Here is a 25,147-nt window from a genome sequence, read left to right as displayed (position 1 = left end):
ATGAACCAGGCAATGATCAACTCGGCCGTCACGATGGGCCAGCTGCAGCAACAATTGGATACGATCGGCGATAACTTGGCGAACGCGAATACGACAGGATTTAAACGCCGCGATACATCCTTTAATGATTTGCTTTTCCAGCAAGTCGATAACCTGTCGCGGGACGAGTTTGAAATGGGCCGCGACACCCCGAACGGCATCCGCCGCGGCTCCGGAGCCGGTGTCTCACAGACGGCGGTCCGGTTTGAGCAGGGGAGCATTAATGAAACCGGGCGTGAATTAGATATCGCTTTGACGGAACCGGGCTATTTTTTTGAGCTTGAGCCCGGGGACGACGGCGACCGGCGATTTACGCGGGACGGCGCGTTTTATTTCAGTCCGAACCCGGAGGATGAGACGGAAAACTTCGTTGTTAATCATCAAGGCGATTATCTCCTTGATGAGGCCGGCGATCCCGTCGTGATGTCGTCTGAGTATAGCGATTTTACGATTTATGAAGACGGCACGATTGAAGGCGTGCTTGAAGACGGTGAAACGGAAGACGTCGCCCAGCTTCAGCTTGTCAACATCACTCATCCGCAGCATTTGGAATCGCAAGGCGAAAATAATTTCGTCTTCGGCGATCTCGATGCCGTCGGCCTTGAGATCGATGATGTACTCGATGAAGCTGCCGGAACCGAGGTTTTTCAGCAAGGCGCACTGGAATCATCCAATGTTGATATGGGCCGCGAAATGACGAGCATGCTCGAAGCACAAAGGTCGTATCAAATGAATTCCCGCGCGGCTGACATTTCCAATCAAATGCAGGAAATGGTTTCGAATCTCCGCTAAGCGGCAAGGGTTGAAAAGTTGACGGACGCGGCGTCAGCTACTAAAGTGAAAAGTTACGACAAGCAAGGATAACGGAGGAAATCATGGCGAAAAAGAGCAGTGCGGAAAACGGGAGTTCGCAGTATCAGCATTCTGAAGATGCCGCTCAAACCGGCTCAAACGGACAGCATAGCGCTGACAATGAAGGCAAAAAGAAGCGCCGGGAGAAGCCGGGACGGATTCGGTTAATCCCTGTTTGGCTTCGCCTCGTGTTAATTTTGCTGCTCGCGGGAGCTGCTTTGATCGTCGGGGCGATGGCCGGGTATGCGATCGTCGGCGATGGAACGAACCCGTTTGACGTCTTTAACCCCGATACGTGGTATCATATTCACGATATCATTTTTGAAGGAACCGAATACGAACGCGATTAAAACCTCCGTTAGCGGAGGTTTTTTGTTTTTAAATGCCGCCTTGCATGGCTCGGGGAAAACCTCTAAACTGAACCGTAAGGAAAAAATCAGACAGGGGGCAGATTAAACTATGTTGAATATTGATGAAATTAAAGAAATTATTCCGCACCGTTATCCGTTTTTGTTAATCGACCGGGTCGATGAAGTCGAAGAAGGCAAGCGCGCGGTGGCGACGAAAAATGTCAGTGCGAACGAAGAGTTTTTCAACGGTCATTTTCCTGATTATCCGGTGATGCCGGGGGTATTGATTATCGAAGCGCTCGCCCAAACGGGAGCGGTGGCGATTTTGAAAAAAGAGGAAAACCGCGGGAAACTGGCGTTTTTTGCCGGGATTAATGACTGCCGCTTTAAAGGGCAAGTAAAACCGGGGGATCAGCTCACGTTGGATGTTGAAATTACCCGTCTGCGCGGAACGATCGGCAAGGGCAAGGCGACAGCTTATGTCGATAACAACATTGTCGCTGAAGCCGAGCTGATGTTTGCCTTAGGCGATAAAGAATCGTGATCGAAAAAAGCTGCCGTTCGGCAGCTTTTTTATTCGCTTATTTTTCGAGATGGTACATAACTTGTTTATAAAACAGTAAAAGACGCTGCTCTGTCACAGCGCGCACACGTAAGCCGAGGCGGTCAAACGTAAGCAGCCACTCGAGATGCGTCCGGTTCGTGTGCGGGTGGCCGCGAAATTCGCAATTGAACAAACTGTCGGTGACATACGTTAATTGCTTTTGCGCCGGGTTTTCATAAACATCTTCAATCACGATGATCCGCTTCGCTGTACGGAGAGCTTCGTTTAACACGGTGTCAGGGTCCGGGGTGTGATGCAAGACCGTGAGCAAAAGCGCGACGTCAAATGTATCCTCTTCAAACGGCAAGGTAGTGCCGTTGTAAATGACAGGCTTTATGTCAGGATTAAAGCTATTGTCAGACACATCAACAGGCGTTACATCAAAGCCGTTTTCCATGAGCATACCGCTAAGCGCGCATTTGCCGGCGCCTAAATCGATTATTTTGTCACCCGGGTTAAGGTGCGGCCGGATCCGCTCGTATTTTCCTTGTGCCCATGAACGGCTGAGCGTTCGGTAAATCGTCTTTTGCAGAGGATAAATCATCATACGGCCGCCTTTCATAACTGTTGATGGATTATACTTTATCATCTTTTCCGCCGTTGTGGAACGTGTTTTCGATTTCGTCAAAATTTTCCTCAAAATTGAAAACCGGCAAGAGACATGGAGGGGGAAGCATGTCTTTGCCGGTTTCATTATCGGAATAAGTTCCGTCAATTCGTTCAGTTAAGGGGCGGGAGCCAATCGCCGTGAGCTTCAATCAAGGCGTCGCAAAGTTTGACTGTATCGGCAATCGAAAGCTCGCTCGATGTGTGCGGATCGAGTAACGCCGCCTGATAAACGGCGTCTTTTGAGTTTCGCACGACAGCTTCAACTGTCATGATTTGTGTGTTGATGTTCGTCCGATTTAAGGCAGCGAGCTGTTCGGGCAAGGCGCCGACATGGGTCGGCGCAATACCGCTGCGGTCGGCGACACACGGCACTTCAACGCAGGCATTTTCCGGGAGGTTGCTGATCAGACCGCCGCGGTTGACCAAGTTTCCGCCGAATTTAAACGGAACATCGGTTTCGATCGCTTCAATAATCCGCGAGCCGTACTCGTTTGAGCGTTCGTGCGTGATCGAGCTGTCTTGGACAATGTCGTCGCGCATTTGTTCCCATTCTTCGATTTGATTGACGCAGCGGCGCGGGTACTCATCGAGCGGAATGTTATAGGCATCGATCAGCTCCGGGTAACGGCTTTTAATAAAATACGGGTGGTATTCAGCATTGTGCTCGGATGATTCGGTCACATAATAGCCGAATTGTTCCATCAATTCAAACCGGACCATATCATCGTGTTGTTCGTTTTGCTTTTCGCGCGCCTTTTGTTTGATTTCCGGGTATAAATCTTTGCCGTCTTTTTTAATTTTCAAGAGCCAAGCCATATGGTTGATGCCGGCAATTTCCTGCTCGGTGTCAGCCGGATTCACGTCGATGTCAAGCTTCTCAAACAGTTCCGGCACGCATACTTGGACACTGTGGCAAAGGCCGATCGTTTTAACGTTTGTATGCTGCTGGATGGCGGCTGTCAATGTTGACATCGGATTCGTGTAATTTAAGAGCCAGGCATCCGGGCAAACCTTTTCAATATCGCGGGCAATATCAAACATAACCGGCAGTGTTCTCAATGTGCGAAACAGACCGCCGATCCCGATTGTGTCGCCGATCGTCTGCTCCAAACCGAATGATTTCGGGATCTCAAAATCAATCACGGTGCTCGGTTTATAACCGCCGACTTGAATCGCATTGATGACATAAGCGGCATTAGACAGCGCTTCACGCCGGTTGGTATACGCGTTGATTGTGATCGACGGATTGTAATTGTCGCGCAAGTTTTTGAGCATTTGTTCTGATTCTTTCAGCCGCGTTTCATCAATATCAAACAGCGCGAACTCAAAGTTTTCCAAAGCAGGGACAAACATGCAGTCGCCGAGAATGTTTTTCGCGAAAATGGTGCTCCCAGCACCGATAAAAGTGATCTTATTCATTTCCTGTCATCCTCTCATCGTTTTGAAGTGTGTTTATTGCACAGCCGTTTGTTTGGCAGACGGCGTCATAACGGAAGATTCCCGGTATTGAATACAGCACGGATGGATAACCTTCGCCGGGATCTCCCGTCCTTCACAGCGCTCTTTGAAGAGTTTGACCGCTGATTTGCCCATTTGATCCGAATGGATTTTTGCTGAGGTCAGCGACGGGCTGAAGTACTCCGCGAGTTCAATATCATTGTAAGAAGCAACCGCCATATCGCCGGGCACGGTTAAAGCGCTTTCATGCAAGGCTCTGATCGCTCCCAAGGCCAGCGGGTCGCTGGCGATTATCATCGCCGTCGGAAGGTCTCCTTTCGCGATCATTGATTTCATCAGTTGGTATCCGGCGTTTGAGGACCATTCTCCGATCGCGACGTACTTTTCGTTGTATAAGCCGAGCGATTCGAGCTTTTGCTTATAATGGACGAATCGCAACTTTTCCGCATTAGCGATCACATTCATATCCCGATCGGGCGTCGGACTGTGAACATATTCGTCTCCTCCGATAAATCCGATCGTTTGATGTCCTTGTGCGAGAAAATGATCGATCAGTTCAACGGTCGCGTAGAAAAAATTTGACGTGACGCTGTCAAAAACGGCTGAGTTCGGCGATTCATCAACGAAAATAATCAGCGGTTGAATCGCGGATATTTGATCGATGATCGAAGGAGGGACGTGGCCGACTACGATGACGCCGTCTGTATCCTTTACTTCCTTCAATCGTGCTGTCACCTCTCCGCCGCGTATGACCGAAGCGATCGCGACTCTTGAGAGACGGCATTCTGTTTCAATGCCGCGTCGAATCGACATGAAGTACTCATCTTCGTATTCATGATCTTTCGAGCAGAACATAATTAATGATAAAGTCAGTTTTTTATGAGGGTGTGCAGCGGTTGTTGAAGGTTTCTTTGCGTAATTCAGAGTTTCGGCAGCCAGTCGGACCCGCTCTTTCGTCTCCTCTGTAACAGACAATGAAGGATCCTCATTAAGGATGCGGGAGACAGTAGATACAGAAACGCGGGCCATTGCGGCAACATCTTTTAATCCCGCCATCTTGCCCCTCCTTTGTTTACTTAAAAACATCGTATCATTTTATTTTGGGTAGATCAACGAATTTATGGAAAAACCTTATATAAAGGGGGTTTTTATGATTGTTTGAAATTAATAAAATTTTCTAAAAAAGTGTTGAAAGCGCTTGCTTAATCTGTTATATTGCAAGTAGTTAATAAATTTTAGTAAAACATGGAGGTGTTTTACCTACTTTTTTACTTTTAAGCGGAAACGCTGTCTGGTGAAGTACGAATCCAATTAAGGGGGAAATGAAATGAAGAAATCTGCTTATTTAAAAGTAATGCTCGGAGCCGGGGCTTTAGCTGTGATCACAGCGTGCGGCGGCGAGGAAAATCTCAATGATGACAATAATGCCGGAGCGGAAAATAACAATGATAACAATAATACCGAAGAAGCTTCAGGTGATGACGTGACGCTCGAACTTTATTCATCGATGACAGCAGAAGGGGAACGGGGCGAATTTGAGGATCTCATTGCCGAATTTGAAGAGGAAAATCCCAATATTTCGATTGAAGCGAACTTTCCCGGCGGAAGTTATGAAGATCAGCTCCGGGTTATGATGGCTGCCGATGATGTGCCGGATTTGTTTGATACGCACGGCTGGTCGCAGCTGCGTTACGGTGAGTATGTCCGTGATTTGAGCGGAATGGATTGGGTCGATGACTTAGATGAGCAAATGGAAGACATTGTTACAGACGAAGACGGCAAGGTGTACACGTATCCGATGAACCAGGCGCAAGACGGGGTCATTTACAATGAAGACGTCCTGGATGAACACGGTATCGAGCCGCCGACAAACTGGGATGACTTCCGTGAGGCACTCGAAACGATTCGCGATGAGAGCGGCGGTCAAGTAGCGCCGCTGTGGATCCCGGGCGGTGATGACTGGACGTTGGCGCAAATGGTTGACCAAATGATGACGCCGATGTTTGAAACGCATCCCGATCATGATTACACGGACGAATTTCAAGACGGTTCGTTTGATTGGAGCAACTATGAACCGATGGCGGAACTGATGCTTGGCTTGCACGAAGACGACCTGTTGAACCAAGACGTGTTAACGGCCCAATTCGCCCAAGCGCCTGAAATCATGGCGAGCGGCCAAGCCGGATTTATGTTCATCGTCGGTTCGATCGGACCGGATGCCCAAGAAGTGAATCCGGATGCGAATATCGGGTTAGTGCCGACGCCGGCTTATCATGACGGCGACGACCCGTCATGGATCGGCGGAGAGCGCAACACGATTTCGATATCTGAAGACGCTGACCATCCGGAAGAAGCGGAAAAGTTTATTGAATTTATGACAGAAGACGAACCGGCAACGCGCATTGCGGAAGCGACCAATGTCGACTCTGCTCTCGAACACATTGAACCGGACGCGTTTTATTCTGAATACTATGATCGTTATTCCGATGTCGAAGTCATTCCGTACTTTGACCGTGTCCACCTCCCGAGCGGTATGTGGGATGTGATGGCGACGACGACTGCGGAGCTCCTGTCGGACGGCGATGTTGAAGGAGCTGCACAGACGATGGGTTCCGAGTACGAACGCCTCCGTGAAGAAGATGACGGTGAGGATGATCTTGACGATATCGACGAAGAAGATATCGAAGACTTTGAAGACGAAGATAACGAATAAATGGTTGAAGGGGCAGGTCTCTACTGCCCCTTTTCGATCAAGATATCAACTAAACAATCTGAATGAATCAGCGGCGCTCTTTATGTGTGCCGCTGTAAAAATAAGGGCGGAATCGTGAGGAGTGGAGAAAGATGGCGGAACTAACGAGCGAGTCTCAAAGCCAAAAACCGAAAAATTATAAGGTTGCCAAAGAAAAATCATTATGGTGGATGTATTTGCCGGCGATTATTTTGGTGACGACTTTCATTGTTTACCCGTTTTTTAACGGGGTGCGGATTTCATTTACAGATTGGGACGGTTTTTCGCAAACGAGCAATTTTGTCGGTCTCGATCAGTACGTCCGGATGTTTTCGGACCCGACAACGTGGACGGTTGTCCGCAATACACTGCTGTACGGTATTGGAAGCACCATTTTGCAAAATGCGATCGGATTGGGTTATGCATTGCTTCTTAATAGCAGCATTAAGATGCGGACGCTGACGCGAACAATTATTTATCTTCCTGTTATTATCAGTCCGCTGATCATGGGGTATATTTTCTACCTTGTATTCGCTTTTCAAAATGGTGCTTTGAATGATGCGTTGATGTTTTTCGGATTTGACCCGGTAAATGCACTCGGGAACCCGACGGCGAATCCGTTTATCATCATGCTCGTCAACGTGTATCAGTTTGTCGGTATTGCGATGATTATTTACTTAGCCGGTTTGCAGAGCATATCAAAAGATTATTATGAAGCGGCGGATATTGACGGCGCTTCGAAATGGGATCAATTCAAATCGATCACCCTTCCGCTTTTGGCGCCATCGATTACGATCAACGTTGTCTTAAACGTTATCGGCGGTTTGAAATTGTTTGATGTGATCGTCGCTTTAACAGGCGGCGGACCTGGGGATGCGTCGCAGTCGAGTTCGACATTTATGTATTCCTTATACTTCAGCAGGCAGGATGCCGGCTATGCAGCGACCCAAGGGGTGCTGATCGCCTTTATCATTTTGATCATCAGCTTGCTGGCTCTGTGGTACTTCAAACGGAAGGAGATTGAAGCGTGATGGAAAACAAACGAATGAAACTCGGACTGACGATACTGGCGTTTATCATAACGGTTTTGCATGCGATTCCGTTTTACATTTTAATCACAACCTCGTTAAAGGAGCAGGGAGATTTCAGTTCACGCTGGGTGTTTCCGGATTACTTCTCGCTCGAGAATTTCACAACCGCCTGGCAAGAAGCGAATCTCGGCAATGCGATGATCAACTCGCTCTTGATTACGACCGGGGCGGCGATCATTTTGATTTTGTTAGGCTCAATGGCGGCTTATCCGCTGGCACGCAAAAATACAAAACTGAATAAAGGCGTGCTCGTTCTGTTTGTCGCGATTATGGTTGTACCGCCGTTAACTGCGCTCGTACCGCTTTATCAAATGGTTGTGGATTTCGGCATGATCAACACACGGACGATTGCGGTTCTCGTCAATGCCGCTGCATTTATGCCGTTAACGATTTTTCTCTACTCCGGTTTTATCCGCTCGACGATTCCAAAAGAATTGGAAGAAGCAGCCCGAATTGACGGCGCCAATACATTAGGGATCTTTTTCAGAATTGTCTTTCCGCTGTTAAAACCGGTAACAGCATCGGTTTTGATTGTCGCGTGTGTATTCATTTGGAACGATTACCAGTTCGCGATCTTCTTCCTGCAAAGCAGTGATGTTCATACGTTGACGGTAACGATGGACAGCTATTTCGCAGAAAATCAGCATAATCTCGGTCTTGTAGCTGCCGGGGCATTTATCGCAATGCTGCCGATGGCCTTGATGTTCTTATTCCTGCAAAAGTATTTCATTGCCGGCCTCTCCTCAGGAGCTGTTAAAGGCTGACGCGATGTTAAACGTTATATGAGAGAAGGAGCGAAACGATATGACCATCCATTTCAATGAAAAAACGCAAGAGTTTCATTTAACAAACGGAAACATCAGTTATATCATGGCGGTTTTGCAAAACGGGCAGCTCGGTCATCTGTATTACGGCCGGGCGCTCCATCATCGCGATTCATTTCAGCACCTTGTTCGGATGCAGCCGCGGGCGGGACAATCGTGTGTGTATGAAGGCGACCTCGCTTTCTCGCTCGACATCATCAGACAGGAATATCCGTCGTACGGAACGACAGATTACCGCGAGCCCGCTTTTCAACTGTTACAGGAAGACGGCAGCCGAACAGCTGATTTCAGCTACCGCACCCATCGTATGTCAGCGGGAAAACCTGAACTTGACGGGCTTCCGGCGACGTATACAGAAGATGAAGCAGAAGCGGATACGCTCGAAATCGTCTTGGAAGATGACCATATCGGCGCGGAGCTGATTCTTACGTATACGATTTACGCAGAGCGCGATGTGATTACGCGCAGTGCGCGGTTTATCAATCACGGCAGCGCGGATTTGTCATTAACGCGGGCGTTGAGCGCGAGCATTGATTTTTTTGATTCATCGTACGAGATGATCCAGCTTTCCGGTTCGTGGTCGCGCGAGCGCCACGTTGTGACCCGGCCGCTTATGAACGGGATCCAGAAGATTACGAGCACGCGCGGAACGAGCAGTGCGCAGCAAAATCCGTTTATCGCGCTGAAGCGACCGAATGCGGACGAGAGCCAAGGGGAAGTGTTCGGATTTAATTTTGTGTACAGCGGCAATTTTTTGGCGCAGGTAGAAGTCGATCACTACGATGTTGCCCGTGTATCGATGGGGATTAACCCGTTCGATTTTCGCTGGCTGTTAAAATCGGGTGAATCGTTTCAAGCGCCGGAAGTGGTCATGGTGTATTCGAATGAAGGTTTGAACGGTATGAGCCAAACGTATCACAGCCTTTACCGTGAGCGGCTCGTGCGCGGACAGTGGCGGGATCAACAGCGTCCGGTGCTGTTGAACAACTGGGAAGCAACCTATTTTGATTTTGACGAAGATAAATTGACGGCGATCGCGGAAGAAGCGAATCAGCTCGGGGTGGAACTGTTTGTTTTAGATGACGGCTGGTTCGGCAGACGCGATGATGACACGACGTCGCTCGGCGACTGGTATGCGGACGAAAAGAAGCTGCCGAACGGTGTTTACGGCGCAGCAGAAAAAATCACCGGACTCGGGATGAAGTTCGGGCTGTGGTTTGAACCGGAAATGGTCAATAAAGAGAGCGAGCTCTATCAGGAGCACCCCGACTGGATTATCCAAGTAAACGGACGTGCTGCTTCACACGGACGCAATCAGTACGTGCTTGATTTTTCCCGCCAGGAAGTCGTCGATCATTTATATGAAAAGATGGCTGCGGTTCTCAGCGGGGCGGACGTGTCTTACGTCAAGTGGGATATGAACCGCTACATGACAGAAATCGGCTCGTTGGCTTTGCCGGCGGAGCGTCAAAGTGAAGTCGCGCACCGTTACATTCTCGGCGTGTATCAGCTGTATGAGCGGTTAACGGCTGCGTTTCCGCACGTGTTATTTGAATCGTGTGCGAGCGGCGGGGCGCGGTTTGATCCGGCGATGCTCTATTATGCGCCGCAAGCTTGGACGAGCGATAACACCGATGCGGTGGAACGTTTGAAGATTCAGTACGGGACGAGCATCGCTTATCCGCTGAGCGCGATCGGTGCGCATGTTTCTGCGGTGCCGAATCATCAAGTTCACCGCGAGACGAGTTTAGAAATGCGCGGCCATGTTTCGTACTTCGGCACGTTCGGCTACGAATTGGACATTCGCGAGATGTCTCCTGCTGAGAAAGATCTGGTGCGTGAACAAATCCGCTTTTACAAACATCACCGCGAGCTGATTCAAAAAGGCGTCTTTTACCGGCTGGAAAGCCCGTTTGAAAAAGACGGCAACCGGGTGGCGTGGATGGTCGTTTCGCAAGATCAGAAAGAAGCGCTCGTCGGCTATTATAAAGTGTTGTCTGAGCCGAATCCCGGGTTTTACCGGCTGTTTTTGCAAGGGTTGGACCCGGACACGCGTTACCGATTGAACGGCGGGGCGTCTCATTACGGCGATGAACTGATGGAAGCCGGGCTGATGCTGGAAAATGAATATTCCGGGTCAGTGCCGCCGCTTCCGGATGAAAAAATCGGTGATTTTGTCTCGTACTTGTACCATTTACAGGCGGAAACAAAATAAAAAAGGCTTGCTCACGGATATGTGAGCAGGCCGTCTTTCGCTTATTCCGGCGGATAGGACGTGCTTTCCCGCACAATCAGCTCGGTCGGGATCACGGTTTTGCGCGGGATCGTTCGCGATGAACGAATCCGTTCCATTAAAATCTCTACCGCGGTTTCGCCCATAAATTCGGTATGCACTTTCACCGTCGTTAACGACGGCTGTAAATACCTCGAAGCGGCAATGTCGTTGAAGCCGACGATCGATACATCCTGCGGGACGCGGTAGTTTTGTTCGTGCAGCGCCCGCAGTGCGCCGATCGCCATCGAGTCGCTGGCAACGACGAAAGCCGTCGGCAGCGGGGACTTCATCAGCGCCTTTTGCATCAGGCGGTAGCCTTCTTCGGTGGAGAATTTGCCAATATGGATATCGTTTTCAGAGTAGCCGGCGTGCTGTGACAGATAGGTGCGAAAGGCGATTTCGCGAAAATCCATCACGTTTTTGCCCGGGCGGATGAACTGGTCGCCGCCGATGTAGCCGATGCGGCGGTGGTTAAACGCCATCAGGTGATCGAGGGTGCGGTGGACGGCTTCTTGAAAATCGATGACGACAGAATCGAACATCGAATCGAGCGGCGAATAATCAACAAAAATGATATTTTCTGTTAACAAAACGAGCTCATCGACTTCTTCAGGTCTGATTCGGCCGACGACGATGAGACCGTCCGCTTTCTGCAGTTTATTAAGCCGGAGAGTTTCATGATTGCGGTACACTTTTTCAAGCTGGATATTGTTTTCGGCGCAAAATTTTTCGATTCCTAAGCGGATCGCAAGAAAATAAGGATCGTTGACTTCTTGTTTTTCCGAATTGAAATACACCATCCCGAACGTCAGCGAGGCAGTCTTTTTTTTCGTGCTTCTTGATTTCGGGGTCTGATAATTCATCTCCGCCGCGATTTTAAAAATCTTTTCTCTCGCGGCGTCAGATACTGACAGCGTATCGTCTTGGTTCAACACGCGGGATACGGTCGCAATTGAATATCCTGCGTTTTTTGCGATATCTCGAATCGTGGCCATGGCTATGACTCCTTTATCGCTATAACGAAAAATGTTTAGTAAACAATTACCATTATACCTGTTTAGTGCGTCAGCCGTAAAGAAAACAGGCATGCAGGCTGAAGACGCAAAAACTTATTTAATTAATTTAATTAAGTTATTCACAAGAGAGCGTTTTCAATGTATAATGGAGCTGTAGAAACGTTGCTGAAGTGAACTGACTGATTATTTTAAAAAAAGGGTGATTGGATGAAACAACAACTATTGACGGCATTTGACGAGAAGTTCGGCAGTACAGACGGGGTGCGGTTCTTTTTTGCTCCCGGCAGGGTCAATTTGATCGGCGAACACACGGATTACAACGGCGGTTATGTGTTTCCGTGCGCGTTGAGCGTCGGTACGTACGTCGCTGTTAGACCGAGAAGCGACCGGCAAGTCCGGCTGTATTCGATGAATTTTCCCGATATGGAAGAGGTGTCATTTTCGCTCGATCAATTAGTCTACCGCGAAGAGGATGACTGGGCGAACTACCCGAAAGGCGTGATGGCCGTGATGGCAAACCACGGTTATGAGGGGAAAACCGGCTTCGAAGCGGTGTTTTACGGCAATATACCAAACGGCGCCGGCTTGTCTTCTTCGGCATCGATTGAAGTCGTGACGGGCGTTTTTTGGGACAGTCTGGAAAACTTCAACCTCGACCGCGTCCGTCTTGTGCAAATCGCGCAGGAAGCGGAAAACGAGTTTATCGGCGTCAATTGCGGGATTATGGACCAATTTGCTGTCGGGATGGGAAAGAAAGATCACGCGATGCTGCTTGACTGCGCGACGCTCGAGATGGAGTACCGCCCGACGCAGCTCGGCGATTACGTCCTGCTGATTGCGAATACGAATAAGCGCCGCGGCTTGATGGATTCGGAGTACAACAGCCGGCGCGAAGAATGCGAATTAGCGCTCAAAGGTTTGCAGCAGGCGCTTTCGATCGATCATTTATGTGAAATTACCCTCAGCACCTTTGAAAAATATCAGCATCTGATTCCTGATGAGACAGCAAGACGCCGGGCGCGTCATGCGATTTCTGAAAACGAACGGACGATCGAAGCGGGACAGAGCTTGCTTGAAGGCGATCTCACCCGGTTCGGCAAATTGATGAACGCTTCGCATGTATCGCTGCGCGATGATTATGAAGTAACCGGGCTCGAACTCGATACCTTGGCGGAAGCGGCCTGGGCGGAAGAAACGGTGATCGGCGCGCGCATGACCGGCGCGGGATTCGGCGGCTGTACGGTCAATATCGTTCATAAAGACGGCATCGACGGTGTGAAAGACCGGATCGCCGCTGTTTACCAAGAGAAAACCGGGCTGAGTCCGTCGTTTTATGTTGCGGATGTCGGCGAAGGCGCACACGAATGGACGAATCAATAAAGGAGAGATGACAATGGCAGTATTAGTATGCGGCGGAGCCGGCTATATCGGCAGTCACGCCACGGTGCAACTGTTGGAACAAGGGAAAGACGTCGTTGTATTTGATAACCTCGAGACAGGCAATCAAGCTTCAATTCACGCGGATGCTGTTTTTTATCACGGCGATTTGCGCAACAAAGACGATGTCAGCAAGGTGTTTGCGGAACAGCCGATCGATGCGGTCATGCACTTTGCGGCGAATTCGCTCGTCGGCGAGAGCGTGGAAAAACCGTTGAAATATTATCAAAACAACGTCGGCGGCGCGGCCGTGCTGCTTGAAGTGATGGCTGAATACGGCGTGGACAAAATCGTTTTCTCCTCGACTGCAGCAACGTACGGCAACCCGGTCAATGTACCGATCCGCGAGACGGATCCGACCGTGCCGACGAATCCGTACGGCGAGACGAAGCTCGCTGTCGAGAAAATGCTCAAATGGTCGGAAGATGCTTACGGGATCCGCAACGTCTGCCTGCGCTATTTCAATGTGGCCGGCGCGCATCCAACCGAAGATATCGGCGAGGACCACAAGCCGGAAACGCATTTAATTCCGATTATTTTGCAAGTGCCGCTAAAACAACGGGAGCACGTCTATATTTTCGGCGACGATTATCCGACGGCCGACGGGACGTGCATTCGCGACTACATTCATGTCAACGATCTGATCGACGCCCACTTGCTCGCGCTCGATTATTTGCATAACGGACATGACAGCGACGTGTTTAACCTCGGCAACGGCGACGGGTTCAGCGTGAAAGAAGTGATTGATACGGCGCGGCGCGTCACCGGTGATCCGATCCCGGCAAAAACGGCGGAAAGACGGGCCGGCGACCCGGCTGAACTCGTCGCCTCGTCCGACAAGGCGCAATCTGTTTTAGGCTGGAAGCCGAAACACGCCGACTTGACAACGATTATTGAAACAGCGTGGCAGTGGCATCAACGTCACCCCGGCGGCTACGAAACAGCCAGTCAAAGCAGAACGGAGGATTCGTAATGGAGACGATCTACCAGCAGCTGGAGCTGCTTGTCCGCTACGGCGTGCAGAAAAATCTGATCAGCGAATTGGACACAGTCTACGTCCGCAACCTTTTACTTGATGTACTTGATCTCGACGAACCCGGCGAAGCATATACGCCAGACGCGGCAGCGATCCCGGATCAGCCGGCGCCGATTTTGGAACCGATGCTCGACTGGGCGTATGAAAACGGACGCTTCGCGGAAAACACCGTGACCGAACGCGATCTTTACGATACGAAACTGATGAGCTGCCTGACCGTCCGGCCGGCAGAAGTAACGAGGCATTTCAAGCAAATTTATCACGAGCGCGGCGCGGAAGAAGCGACGGCTGATTTTTATCAGTTCAGTCAAGACACGCACTACATCCGCCAAGACCGCGTTGCGAAAAATGAGAGCTGGGCGGTGCCGACCGAGTTTGGCGAACTGGAAGTAACGATTAACCTGTCAAAGCCGGAAAAAGACCCGAAAGAAATCGAAAAAGCGAAACAAACCGCCGCTGTCGATTACCCGCAATGTCCGCTCTGCATCGAAAATGTCGGCTACCGGGGACGGAGCAATCATCCGGCCCGGCAAACGCTGCGGACCGTGCCGCTTACGCTTTTAGATGAACAGTGGCACCTGCAGTTTTCGCCGTACGTTTATTATCACGAGCATGCGATCGTCTTAAAAGATGAACACGTTCCGATGAAAATCACCGCGGAAACGTTCGAGCGGCTCCTGCAGTTTACCGATGCCTATCCGCACTATTTTATCGGCTCCAACGCGGACTTGCCGATCGTCGGCGGTTCGATTTTAAGCCACGACCATTTCCAAGCGGGCAAACACGAATTTCCGATGGCAAAAGCCGCGGAGGTGACGGAATTTACCGTCAGCGGGTTTGAAGATGTGCGGGCGTGTTCGCTTAAATGGCCGATGTCGGCAATCCGTCTGCAAGGCGCGGACCGCGAAAGTGTTCGCGAGGCGGCCGTAAAAGTGTTTGAAGCCTGGAAAGCGTATTCCGATCGGTCTGTCGGCATTTACGCTTTTACCGGCGACACGCCGCACAACACGGTCACGCCGATTGCCCGCACGCGGGACGGCCGTTACGAACTCGATTTGATTTTGCGCAACAACCGCACTGATGACACGCATCCGGCGGGGATTTTTCATCCGCACGCCGATGTGCACCATATTAAAAAAGAAAACATCGGCTTAATTGAAGCGATGGGACTGGCGATTTTACCGGGCCGTCTGAAAGAAGAGCTCGCGCTGTTAGCTGAGGCGCTTACAGCAAACGATCCGGCGCAAGCGGTCGCTAATGACGAACGGATCGAAAAGCACGCAGACTGGGCGAAAAAGCTCGTCAGCGACTATCCGGATGTCGACTGGCAACAAGACGGCATGCCGATCTTCGAAAAGGAAATCGGCTTGATCTTCGCGCGAATCCTCACAGATGCCGGTGTGTTCAAGCAGGATGATACCGGACAACACGCGTTTAAGCAATTTTTGCATTCTCTGTCGGAGTGAAGCGCCCTGCCGTGAACGGGATAATGATGAGAATGTTAAGCTTGATGTAAGGATCAGACGTATAGGAGAGATTGCAATGTCAAACGTGACCGGCAGTTTTCAGTTAATGAAATCACTCAACCGTTCGCTCGTATTAAATAAAATCCGCTCAGCGGGGGCGGTTTCCCGGGCTGCGATCGCGAAGGAAACGAAGCTCACCCCGCCGACGGTGACAAATATCGTCAACGAACTGATTGAATCGAACCTCGTTCGCGAAAGTGAGATGGGGACATCGAAAGGCGGAAGAAAACCGGTGTTGTTAACGATTAACGACCAAGAGTTTTTCATCATCGGGCTCGATGTCGGCGCGAGAAAAATCCGCGGCGTGTTAACGGACTTAAACGCGAAGGAATTGGTCGCGGATCACGCCGCTTTGTATCAGGATATTTCCGCTGATCAGTTAACGGAGCGGATGACACAAATGATTGAAGATCTCATTCAGAGCGCAGGCGTTGAACGAACACAGGTTGTCGGCGTCGGCGTCGGCATGCACGGCATCGTCGATCATGAACAAGGCGTTGCCCGTTTTGCCCCGACGTATCATTTAAAAGAGATTCCGATTAAGGAACAGTTGGAGACAGCGGTGAAACTGCCTGTTTTTGTGGAAAATGACGCGAAAGCGATGGCCTTAGGCGAACTTTGGTTTGGCGCGGGGCGCGGGTGTGATAATTTGATCGCTGTCAATATCGGCGTCGGGATCGGCGCCGGAATCATTTTTAATAACCGTCTCTACCACGGCCATAATGCGGTTGCCGGTGAACTCGGCCATACGATTATTGATATTAACGGGAGCCCGTGTTCTTGCGGCAGCTTTGGCTGTTTGCAAACGGTCGCCGGCGGCGATTCGATTGCGGAGCGGGCTGCCCGGGAAATCGCGTCAGGCAGAGAATCGCTTTTACGCGAAAAAATTGCCGGCAAAGACGAGATTAACGGCGAAATCGTCTATGAATGTGCGCTCGCCGGCGATCAATTATGTATCGACATTTTGCAGGAGACGGGCCGGTATCTCGGTGTCGGGATGACGAATGTGATTAATTTAATGAACCCCGCGAAACTGATTATCGGCGGAGGTGTGTCGAAAGCGGGCGATTTTATTCTCGGTCCGTTGCAAGATGTTGTTTCGCAGCGTGCGCTGACCGATGAAGTGAAACAGACAAATATTTCAACCGCCGAATTGCAAGAGCACGCAACCGTCATCGGCGCTGTGACGATCGTCTTGGCCGATCTGTTTACACCGGACTTGTTAAACGCCAAATGACCTTTAAGAACGGTTGCAGACGAAGCGCCGTATACGAATAATCCCAAGCTTGGAGTGTGAGACGATGAAAGAGATGACTGATCTTGAAAACCCGGATGTTCAAGCACGTAACCGGCTGGACGGAAATGCTCATTTTTACCGCTACCAAACGAAAGAGGGGGCATATAACGAAGACATAGCTGCGTTAAAGCCGTCCATCTCGCTGAACGGCGCATGGAAGTTTTCCTGCGCGGACAATGCCGCCGTCATCCCGGACGGGCTGCTTGATCCCGGCGCCCGTCTTAATGACTGGGAGACGATTGAGGTGCCCGGTCACTGGCAGCTGCAAGGCTGGGGGCATCCGCACTATACGAACGTGCAGTACCCGTTTTCCGTCAACCCGCCGGAAATTCCCAGCATCAATCCGACCGGCAGCTACCGAAAAGATATTTACTTAGCAGAGGTCCCGGCAGATCAGCAGTTCATCCTCCATTTTGAAGGCGTCGACAGCGCCTTTCACCTTTGGGTCAACGGCGAACTGGCCGGTTACAGTCAAGGCCCGCGGATGCCGGCTGCGTTTAACGTCACCGGTTACTTGCGAAAGGGAACGAATGCGATCGCTCTTCAAGTGTATAAATTCTCCGACGGCAGCTACATTGAAGACCAAGATATGTGGTGGTTAAGCGGGATCTTCCGCGACGTTTCTTTATATCAGCAGCCGGCCGTGTCGTTAACAGATATCAATATCGATGCCGGACTGGACGCGTCGTACAAAAACGGCAAACTGTCTGCAACGGTGCATCTGCAGAGCTTAGCGGAAAAAAACGAAGCGGCCGCCGCCCAAGTCGAGTTATTTTCACAGGCGGGCGAGCGATTGTATAACGAAGTGCGCACAGTTCCGCTCGCACAAACTGAAAAGACTCAACTGACGTTTTCTCATCACGAACCGAATGTTTCGCCGTGGTCGGCAGAAGAACCGGTGTTGTATCAAGTGCTTGTGACGCTGTATAACGGGCAAAACGACGTGATTGAATCCGTTCCGGTTAAAACCGGCTTTCGTACCGTCGAGTTAAAAGACGGCTGCATGCTTGTCAACGGACGGGCGATCACGCTTCGCGGGGTGAACCGGCACGATCATCATCCCGAAACCGGCCGGGCCGTCTCGTATGAGCGGATGAAAGAAGACGTTCTTTTAATGAAGCAGCACAACATCAACGCGGTACGGACGGCGCATTATCCGAACGATCCGGCTTTTTACCGTCTTTGTGATTGTTACGGTCTGTACGTGATCGATGAAGCCGATTTAGAATGTCACGGTTTTGAACTGATCGGTGCGCCCGACCAGTTAAGCGATGATCCTGCTTGGGAAAAGGCGTATCTCGACCGGATTAAGCGGATGGTCAAACGAGATAAAAATCATCCGTCGATTTTGATGTGGTCGCTCGGCAATGAATCCGGCTACGGCCGCAACCACGATGCGATGTATCGCTGGGTGAAAGCGTACGATCCGTCCAGGCTTGTTCATTATGAAGGCGAATGCCGCAAAATTATGGACGCGGGCGCCGAATCGCCGCAATCGGAGCCGAATTCGTCCGATGTGTTTACGACGATGTATTCGACGCAGGAAGTGATGGCCTCATTAGGCGAACGGACCGACTTGACGAAACCGCACATATTGTGTGAATACGCGCATGCGATGGGGAACGGCCCCGGCGGCTTACAAGAATATTGGGACATCATTGAGTCGTATCCGCGGCTGCAGGGCGGGTTCGTCTGGGAATGGATGGATCACGGCATAGCGGCGAAAACCGGGGACGGCACGCCGTACTATGCTTACGGCGGCGATTTTGGCGACACCCCGAACGACGGCAATTTTGTCATCGACGGGCTCGTCATGCCTGACCGGAGCCTGTCGCCGGCTCTTAAAGAATACAAGAAAGTGATCGAACCGGTCGCCGTTTTCGATGACGGCGTGACAGCCGGTACGATCAGCTTGCATAATCGTTACGATTTTCGCTCCTTGGATCATTTAACCCTTTCGTGGAGTCTGAAAACAGAAAGCGGCACCGCCCAAGGCGGCGCGGTCGCGCTCCCGGCGATAGCCGCCGGTGAAACAGAACAAGTGACGATTCCGTTTGACCAAGCGGCCGTGACGCCGGGGATGTGGCTGGACGTTTCGCTTCGGCTCGCGTTCGATCACGACTGGGCGGAAGCCGGCTATGAACTGGCTTGGGCGCAATTTGACCTCGCAGAAAAGAACGATTCGGACAAACGCAAGCGCGCGCCGGCGCTTACCGCTCAACCGCTTGAGGCGAACGAAACCGGCGGTAAGATCGTCATTTGCGGCCAGCAGTTTGAAGCCGAATTTGACCGCGCGACCGGCCGGTGGCTTTCCTGGGTTCACGACGGCCGCGACGTCTTTTTATCCGCGCCGGAGCTTGATTTTTGGCGGGCGCCGATCGATAACGACCGGTTTTTAAATATCAGCTTGAAAGACAAGCCGTCGGTTGATGAGTGGAGCAGTTACGGGCTGAATATGCTCAGCGAAACGGTTCGAAACGTGAGCTTAGAAGAAAGCGGCGGTCAAATCAGCGTGAAAAAAAGGCTGCGGATCGCGCCGCCTGTTTATCAGTGGGGCATCGTTACAGACGTGACGCATACGTTTTCCCCTGATGGAACGGTGACGACGGCTGTCACTGGTTCGTTTGAAGGCAATGCCCCGCCGACGCTGCCGAAAATCGGCATGCGGATGATCCTTCCGGACGATCGGACCGACGTCAGCTGGTTCGGCTTAGGTCCGGATGAAGCTTACGCCGACAGCTTGCAGGCGGCAAAAAAAGGCGTCTGGAAAAAGACCGTCGACGAGATGTATACGCCGTACGAGTTTCCGCAAGAAAACGGCAACCGTCATCAAGTCGAGTGGGCCGCGGTAAAAAATGTCCTCGGCAGAGGTGTCAAGCTGGACTTTCCGGAAAAGATGGATTTCAGCGCGCTGCCGTATTCGCGTGAGCAGCTGGAAGAAAAGGATCATGCATATCAATTAGAAAAAGAGGCAGGTATCCACGTGCACGTAAATGCAAAACAGCACGGGTTAGGCTCAGCAAGCTGCGGCCCGGACGTGTTAGCTGAACACCGGTTAACGTCAGGACCGTTCGCTTTTCAATTCACGCTGACGCCGACCTTGCCGGGCACGGGCTATTTACGCTAGAGCAGCCAAAGGAGGCAATGTCAGATGACAACTACAGAAGCGGAACGCTTTGAAACATGGACGATCAAAAACGGGAACGGCATGCGGGTGACCGCGATGAACCAAGGGGCGACGTTATTGGAAGTCGCCGTGCCGGACCGTACAGGCGAGCTGGAAAACGTCGTGCTCGCGTTTGACGACCGCGCCGTGTATAAAGAAAATCCCGGATTTTTAGGCGCGGTTGTCGGCCGGACCGCCGGCCGGATTAAAGACGGGCGGGTGACGCTGGGTGAAGAGGAGATCAGCTTGGCAAAGAGCGAAGGCGACAACCATTTGCACGGCGGAGAACACGGTTTTTCCCACCGGGTATTCAGCGGCAAGAAAACGGAAATCGAGGGCGATCAGGCGCTGGTTTTCTCGTATCTGTCCGCGGACGGCGAAGAAGGCTATCCCGGCAATCTTGAGCTGACGGTCGTTTACCGGCTGACAGAAGACAACGCGCTCGCGGTCGAATACAGCGGCAAGACCGATGCCGATACGTTTGTTAATGTGACCAACCACAGCTATTTCAATTTAAGCGGCAATGCGCGCCGGACGATCGGCGGACATACGCTGATGATCGGCAGCAGCCGCGTGCTGGAACTCGGCGAGGCGTCGATTCCGACCGGCGATTACTTGCTCGCTGAGCAGCACGCGCCGTTTGACTTTACGGAGCCGAAGCCGGTGCAGCCGGCGCTCGATGCCGATCATCCGCAAATCGAGCTCGTCGGCGGCGGGGTGGACCATCCGTACCTGCTGGATCAGGAAAAGATGCCGCAGATCGAACTCGCCGATCCTGAGAGCGGGCGGAAAATGTCGATTGCGACCGACGATCCCGCCGTTGTCTGCTACACAGGCAACCAGCTCGAAGGCTCGCCGTCGATTCACGGCCAAGTGCCGCCAAAGCATATGGGCATTTGCCTGGAAACGCAGAGCTATCCGGATTTCGAGCAGCACGAGCACTTCCCGAAACCGCTCTTAAAAGCGGGCGAATCGTTTACGAAAAAAACCGTGTTTACTTTCAGCGTGATCTAACCGCGCTCTAGAGTGTTGACAAAGTCATGCCATCGTCAGATGTTAACTTGATTAAAGACCGGATGACGACGCATCGTCCGGCTTATTTCCTGCGGGCGAGCGCCGAGCCGCTTCGGGCTTGGCCCTGCAGGGTCTCGTCTGCCTCGCTTTCCCGCGGGAAAAAGCCGGGATGCTGGGTCATCCTCCTTTTTTGAAGCGAGTGTATTTATAAAAAAGAAGCCATGCATCCACTCCTCCGACGCTTCCGGGAAAGCAAGGAGGCTGCTGAAAAAGTAAATGATCAATTGGATGCCTGCATATTTATTTTCTCTTATAGATTGAGAAGTTTTATGAGACTGGAGCAAACTCGACGCCTGCGGGAAAAGCAACGGCTGAAGACCCCACAAGAAGCGATTTCGCTTCTGAGGAGGCTGAGGCGTTGCCCGCGGCAAGCGAGTTTGCGGAGGGCTCATAATATTCTGTATTCTATGCGGCTCATAAATAAACGTCAACTTTGTTTATCCAGCACTTTTTCAGCAGCCTCGAAAGCAAGCGACGAAGATCCGGATTCGGCGGTCTGAGGCCGCCGAATACTAGCTGAGTCCTTGCCCGGGGCAAGCGGAGGGTAGTGGATTCATGGCTGACAAAAAAATAGTTTGTCTACAGTCTAAAGCGCCCTTCTTTATTTACAGAAGGGCGCTTTTTTACGTCAGTTGTGCTTTTGACAGGCAGGTGGGTGCGCTGAAGGGAGAATAATTTCCATCAAACTGATAGTAATGGATAAAAAAATAATTTTTTCCATATCCCCGCAGGTATAGACCACCATAAAACTCTGTGGTATAGTAGGATTTGAGGAGTCAGTTAGGCTCTTGTTCCTATGACGTGTATAGACAGGGGGGATGTTTGTCGTCGTTCGGCTCGAATTCATTTCTTTGCAAGCGCAATCATTTCTAAATCTTTACTTAAAGGAGGAACGACTATGAAGTTTATTCAAAATCTCGGACGCTCATTGATGCTTCCGGTTGCCGTGCTACCGGCCGCGGCGATTTTGATCGGGATCGGGAACATGATTACCGGTTTTATCGCTGAAGATAACGTCGTCGGGATTTTCCTCACAACCGCCGGCCTTGCGATTATTGGCCATATCGCTGTACTGTTTGCTGTCGGTGTCGCGATCGGCATGTCGAGGGAAAAGGACGGGGCTGCCGCTTTAAGCGGACTCGTCGGGTTTCTCGTTATTACAGAGTTGTTAGGACCGGATGCGATTGAAGCGATGATGGGCGTTGAAGAAGCGCCCGCCGCTTTTGCGCAGATTGAAAACGTCTTTATCGGTATTATTTCCGGTTTAGTTGCTGCATGGATGTATAACCGTTATGCACAAGTGCAGCTGCCAAACGCGCTCGCGTTCTTTAGCGGTAAACGGCTAGTGCCGATCATGACAGCCGCTGCGATGGTTGTGTTGTCAGGTGTTTTTTGGATCATCTGGCCGATTTTCTACGACGGACTCGTCGCCTTTGGTACAGCGATCTCCGGACTCGGTGCGACAGGCGCGGGACTGTACGGCTTCTTTAACCGGCTGTTGATTCCGACCGGGCTGCACCACGCGTTAAATGCGGTATTCTGGTTTGACACTGTCGGCATTGATGACCTCGGTAAATTCTGGGCCGGCGAAGGCGAACTCGGTGTCACCGGACGCTACATGGCCGGATTCTTCCCGATCATGATGTTCGGTCTTCCAGCCGCCGGTTTGGCAATGTATCATACCGCCAAAACCGGGCAAGAAAAAGATGCTGCCGGTCTCGTTTTGGCTGCCGGATTTGCATCGTTTTTCACCGGCGTCACTGAGCCGCTTGAGTTCTCGTTTATGTTCTTGGCGCCAGTGCTCTACGTCGTCCACGCTGCTTTGACCGGGCTGTCGCTCTTTATCGCTGCCGCGTTCCAATGGACGGCGGGATTCACCTTCAGCGCCGGATTTGTTGACTACACGCTCAGTTTCTTTACGCCGATGGCCAACCAGCCGTACATGCTCCTGTTGCAAGGGCTGTTCTTTGCGGTGCTGTACTACTTCTTGTTCCGTTTCCTCATTCTTAAAATGAACTTGAAGACACCGGGCCGTGAAGATGAAGAAAACTTAGCCGCTGCAACAGCGGGGGCTTCCGGCGGCACAAAAGATGAAAAAACCGCCAATCAGGCTGCCGGCATCATCGAAGGCCTCGGCGGCAAAGACAACATTTCATCACTCGACAGCTGCGCAACCCGCCTGCGCGTCGAAGTGAAAGACATGGAACAAGTCAATGAAGCGAAAATCAAACAAGCCGGCGCTGCCGGAACGAACGTCGTCGGCACGCACAACATTCACGTTGTCGTCGGCACGAACGTACAATTCGTTGAAACAGAAGTGCGCAACCAAATTAACGAATAAACCGCACGAATGACTGCTACAGTGTCACGCAAAGCAGCGGAGAAGTTTCTCCGCTGCTTTGTTATCGCATCGAATGAAACGCGGCTGTATTTATAAAGGAGGAAAACGCGATGAAACGGATTTTAGACTGCGCAGCGAGTGATTTTGCTAAAATGAAACCGCGCGAACTGAAAGAATCGATCCGCGCCGCAGAAGGCCGCACGGTTCTTGCGGAGACGATCGCCGGCGCGCCGCCGCTTGTCAATCACACAACGAACAGTGAAATTGCCAAAGCGTACGGGGCGGATATGAACATTTTAAATATGTACGACGTTTTTCACCCGTCAATCGCGGGGATCGATGAACTGCTCGAAGCGCACGGCGAAACGAATCCAATCCGGCTGTTGAAGAAACTGACCGGCATTCCGGTCGGGATCAACCTCGAACCGGTCGATGTCGACGCCCGTCCGCTGGAAGAACTGGAACATTTGCCTGTTGGACGGACCGCCGCAGATGAAACTGTCGACAAAGCCGTTGCTGACGGGATCGATATGATATGCTTAACCGGCAACCCGAAAACTGGCGTGACCAATGACGAAATCGCCCGCGCGATTGAACGGATCCGCGCTCGCCATGGCGACAACGTCTTCATCATCGCCGGGAAAATGCATTCCGCCGGCGCGGCCGGTGAAGCGGGCGCCGGGATCATCACCCCGGATGACACCGCCCGCTTCGCCGAAGCCGGCGCCGACGTCCTTTTGCTCCCCGCGCCCGGCACCGTTCCCGGGATCACGGTCGACACCGTGCGCCCGCTGATCGACGCGGCGCACCGCGCCGGCCTGTTAACGATGGCCGCAATCGGCACGAGCCAAGAAGGCGCCGCCGCGGACACCGTCCGCGACATCGCCCTCATGAACAAAATGGCCGGCTTCGACATTCACCACATCGGCGACGCCGGCCATACCGGCATCGCCGTCCCGGAGAATATCGAATCGCTCTCCGTCGCGGTCCGCGGCCGCCGCCATACGCTCGCGCGCATGGCCGCCTCCGCGCTCCGCTGACTCGAAAAAAAGCAGTCCCTTTGGACTGCTTTTAGAGTGTTGACAACGTCATGACATCGATAGATGTCATATTAAAAGGAACGGATGACTGCGCATCGTCCGGCTTCTTTCCGCGGGCGAGCGCCGAACCGCTTCGGGCTTGGCCCTGCAGGGTCTCGTCTGTCTCGCTATCCCGCAGGAAAAAGCCGGGATGCTGGGTCATCCTCCTTCTTTGAATCGAGTGTATTCATCATAAAGGAAGCCACGCATCCACTCCTCCGACGCCTCCGGGAAAAGCAACTTCCGAAGACCCCACAAGAAGCGGTTACGCTTCTGAGGAGGCTGAGGTGTTGCCCGGGGCAAGCGGAGGTTAGTGGCTGCGTGGCTTACGCCAAAATAATA

Annotated in this window: 20 protein-coding genes; 15 read left to right on the top strand and 5 right to left on the bottom strand. The window is 51.7% G+C overall.

What is annotated here, in order from left to right:
* The 3 genes from EDD67_RS02020 (at window position 1) to fabZ (ending at window position 1,785) form a co-directional block, all read left to right on the top strand.
* Window positions 1-831, top strand: a complete 831-nt coding sequence (locus EDD67_RS02020) for a flagellar hook-basal body protein (RefSeq protein ID WP_093071948.1) — start codon at window positions 1-3, stop codon at window positions 829-831.
* 83 nt (window positions 832-914) lie between these two features.
* Entirely contained in the window at window positions 915-1,241 is a 327-nt protein-coding gene (locus tag EDD67_RS02015; RefSeq protein ID WP_093071947.1) for a DNA-directed RNA polymerase subunit beta, read from the top strand.
* Window positions 1,242-1,350: 109 nt separating this feature from the next.
* Window positions 1,351-1,785, top strand: coding sequence for a 3-hydroxyacyl-ACP dehydratase FabZ (fabZ, locus tag EDD67_RS02010; RefSeq protein WP_093071946.1), 435 nt, complete (start codon window positions 1,351-1,353; stop codon window positions 1,783-1,785).
* A gap of 37 nt (window positions 1,786-1,822) precedes the next feature.
* Here the strand turns inward: fabZ and EDD67_RS02005 are convergent, their stop codons facing one another.
* The 3 genes from EDD67_RS02005 to EDD67_RS01995 all read right to left on the bottom strand — a co-directional run bounded on the left by EDD67_RS02005 (window position 1,823) and on the right by EDD67_RS01995 (window position 4,968).
* Complete coding sequence (locus tag EDD67_RS02005) at window positions 1,823-2,389, bottom strand: class I SAM-dependent methyltransferase (RefSeq protein WP_244922832.1); 567 nt, start codon at window positions 2,387-2,389, stop codon at window positions 1,823-1,825.
* A 176-nt stretch (window positions 2,390-2,565) separates the two neighbouring features.
* Entirely contained in the window at window positions 2,566-3,873 is a 1,308-nt protein-coding gene (gene melA, locus EDD67_RS02000; RefSeq protein ID WP_121439494.1) for an alpha-glucosidase/alpha-galactosidase, read from the bottom strand.
* Window positions 3,874-3,906: 33 nt separating this feature from the next.
* A complete protein-coding gene (locus EDD67_RS01995) occupies window positions 3,907-4,968 on the bottom strand; it encodes a LacI family DNA-binding transcriptional regulator (RefSeq protein ID WP_121439493.1) in 1,062 nt (353 codons plus the stop codon).
* Window positions 4,969-5,239: 271 nt separating this feature from the next.
* Between EDD67_RS01995 and EDD67_RS01990 the strand changes: the two genes are divergently transcribed.
* The 4 genes from EDD67_RS01990 (at window position 5,240) to EDD67_RS01975 (ending at window position 10,773) form a co-directional block, all read left to right on the top strand.
* Window positions 5,240-6,625 carry an ABC transporter substrate-binding protein gene (locus EDD67_RS01990; protein ID WP_121439492.1) on the top strand — a complete coding sequence of 462 codons (1,386 nt, stop codon included), beginning with the start codon at window positions 5,240-5,242 and terminating at the stop codon, window positions 6,623-6,625.
* Between the two features lie 131 nt (window positions 6,626-6,756).
* A complete protein-coding gene (locus EDD67_RS01985; protein WP_093071942.1) occupies window positions 6,757-7,674 on the top strand; it encodes a carbohydrate ABC transporter permease in 918 nt (305 codons plus the stop codon).
* A complete protein-coding gene (locus EDD67_RS01980; RefSeq protein ID WP_093071941.1) occupies window positions 7,674-8,498 on the top strand; it encodes a carbohydrate ABC transporter permease in 825 nt (274 codons plus the stop codon). Before EDD67_RS01985 ends, EDD67_RS01980 begins: the two co-directional genes overlap by 1 nt.
* Before the next feature lie 40 nt (window positions 8,499-8,538).
* The gene (locus EDD67_RS01975) at window positions 8,539-10,773 is read left to right on the top strand and encodes an alpha-galactosidase (protein WP_121439491.1); all 2,235 of its coding nucleotides are present in this window, start codon (window positions 8,539-8,541) and stop codon (window positions 10,771-10,773) included.
* Window positions 10,774-10,814: 41 nt separating this feature from the next.
* Here EDD67_RS01975 and EDD67_RS01970 read toward each other — a convergent pair whose 3' ends face one another.
* Entirely contained in the window at window positions 10,815-11,828 is a 1,014-nt protein-coding gene (locus EDD67_RS01970) for a LacI family DNA-binding transcriptional regulator (RefSeq protein WP_121439490.1), read from the bottom strand.
* A 228-nt stretch (window positions 11,829-12,056) separates the two neighbouring features.
* On the opposite strand from EDD67_RS01970, the gene EDD67_RS01965 reads away from it, so the two are divergent.
* From EDD67_RS01965 to EDD67_RS01930, 8 genes are all read left to right on the top strand, one after another.
* Window positions 12,057-13,229: a galactokinase gene (locus tag EDD67_RS01965; protein ID WP_121439489.1), complete on the top strand. Its 1,173-nt coding sequence runs from the start codon at window positions 12,057-12,059 to the stop codon at window positions 13,227-13,229.
* Between the two features lie 13 nt (window positions 13,230-13,242).
* The gene (galE, locus tag EDD67_RS01960; RefSeq protein ID WP_121439488.1) at window positions 13,243-14,259 is read left to right on the top strand and encodes a UDP-glucose 4-epimerase GalE; all 1,017 of its coding nucleotides are present in this window, start codon (window positions 13,243-13,245) and stop codon (window positions 14,257-14,259) included.
* Window positions 14,259-15,788: a UDP-glucose--hexose-1-phosphate uridylyltransferase gene (locus tag EDD67_RS01955; protein ID WP_121439487.1), complete on the top strand. Its 1,530-nt coding sequence runs from the start codon at window positions 14,259-14,261 to the stop codon at window positions 15,786-15,788. The genes galE and EDD67_RS01955 overlap by 1 nt, the downstream gene beginning before the upstream one ends.
* Window positions 15,789-15,864: 76 nt before the next feature.
* Window positions 15,865-17,085 carry an ROK family transcriptional regulator gene (locus EDD67_RS01950; RefSeq protein ID WP_121439486.1) on the top strand — a complete coding sequence of 407 codons (1,221 nt, stop codon included), beginning with the start codon at window positions 15,865-15,867 and terminating at the stop codon, window positions 17,083-17,085.
* 64 nt (window positions 17,086-17,149) lie between these two features.
* Complete coding sequence (locus EDD67_RS01945) at window positions 17,150-20,272, top strand: glycoside hydrolase family 2 TIM barrel-domain containing protein (RefSeq protein ID WP_121439485.1); 3,123 nt, start codon at window positions 17,150-17,152, stop codon at window positions 20,270-20,272.
* Between the two features lie 24 nt (window positions 20,273-20,296).
* Complete coding sequence (locus tag EDD67_RS01940) at window positions 20,297-21,325, top strand: aldose epimerase family protein (RefSeq protein WP_121439484.1); 1,029 nt, start codon at window positions 20,297-20,299, stop codon at window positions 21,323-21,325.
* A gap of 958 nt (window positions 21,326-22,283) precedes the next feature.
* Window positions 22,284-23,726 carry an N-acetylglucosamine-specific PTS transporter subunit IIBC gene (gene nagE, locus EDD67_RS01935; RefSeq protein ID WP_121439482.1) on the top strand — a complete coding sequence of 481 codons (1,443 nt, stop codon included), beginning with the start codon at window positions 22,284-22,286 and terminating at the stop codon, window positions 23,724-23,726.
* Between the two features lie 110 nt (window positions 23,727-23,836).
* Window positions 23,837-24,766, top strand: coding sequence for a DUF7916 family protein (locus EDD67_RS01930; RefSeq protein WP_121439481.1), 930 nt, complete (start codon window positions 23,837-23,839; stop codon window positions 24,764-24,766).
* 31 nt (window positions 24,767-24,797) lie between these two features.
* Here EDD67_RS01930 and EDD67_RS13775 read toward each other — a convergent pair whose 3' ends face one another.
* Window positions 24,798-24,968 carry a hypothetical protein gene (locus tag EDD67_RS13775; protein ID WP_154718749.1) on the bottom strand — a complete coding sequence of 57 codons (171 nt, stop codon included), beginning with the start codon at window positions 24,966-24,968 and terminating at the stop codon, window positions 24,798-24,800.
* Between the last annotated feature and the right edge of the window lie 179 nt (window positions 24,969-25,147).

Origin of the sequence: Salisediminibacterium halotolerans, from assembly GCF_003814815.1 — a bacterium.
GTDB lineage: Bacteria > Bacillota > Bacilli > Bacillales > Salisediminibacteriaceae > Salisediminibacterium > Salisediminibacterium halotolerans.
This window is presented reverse-complemented; position numbering and strand designations above follow the sequence as displayed.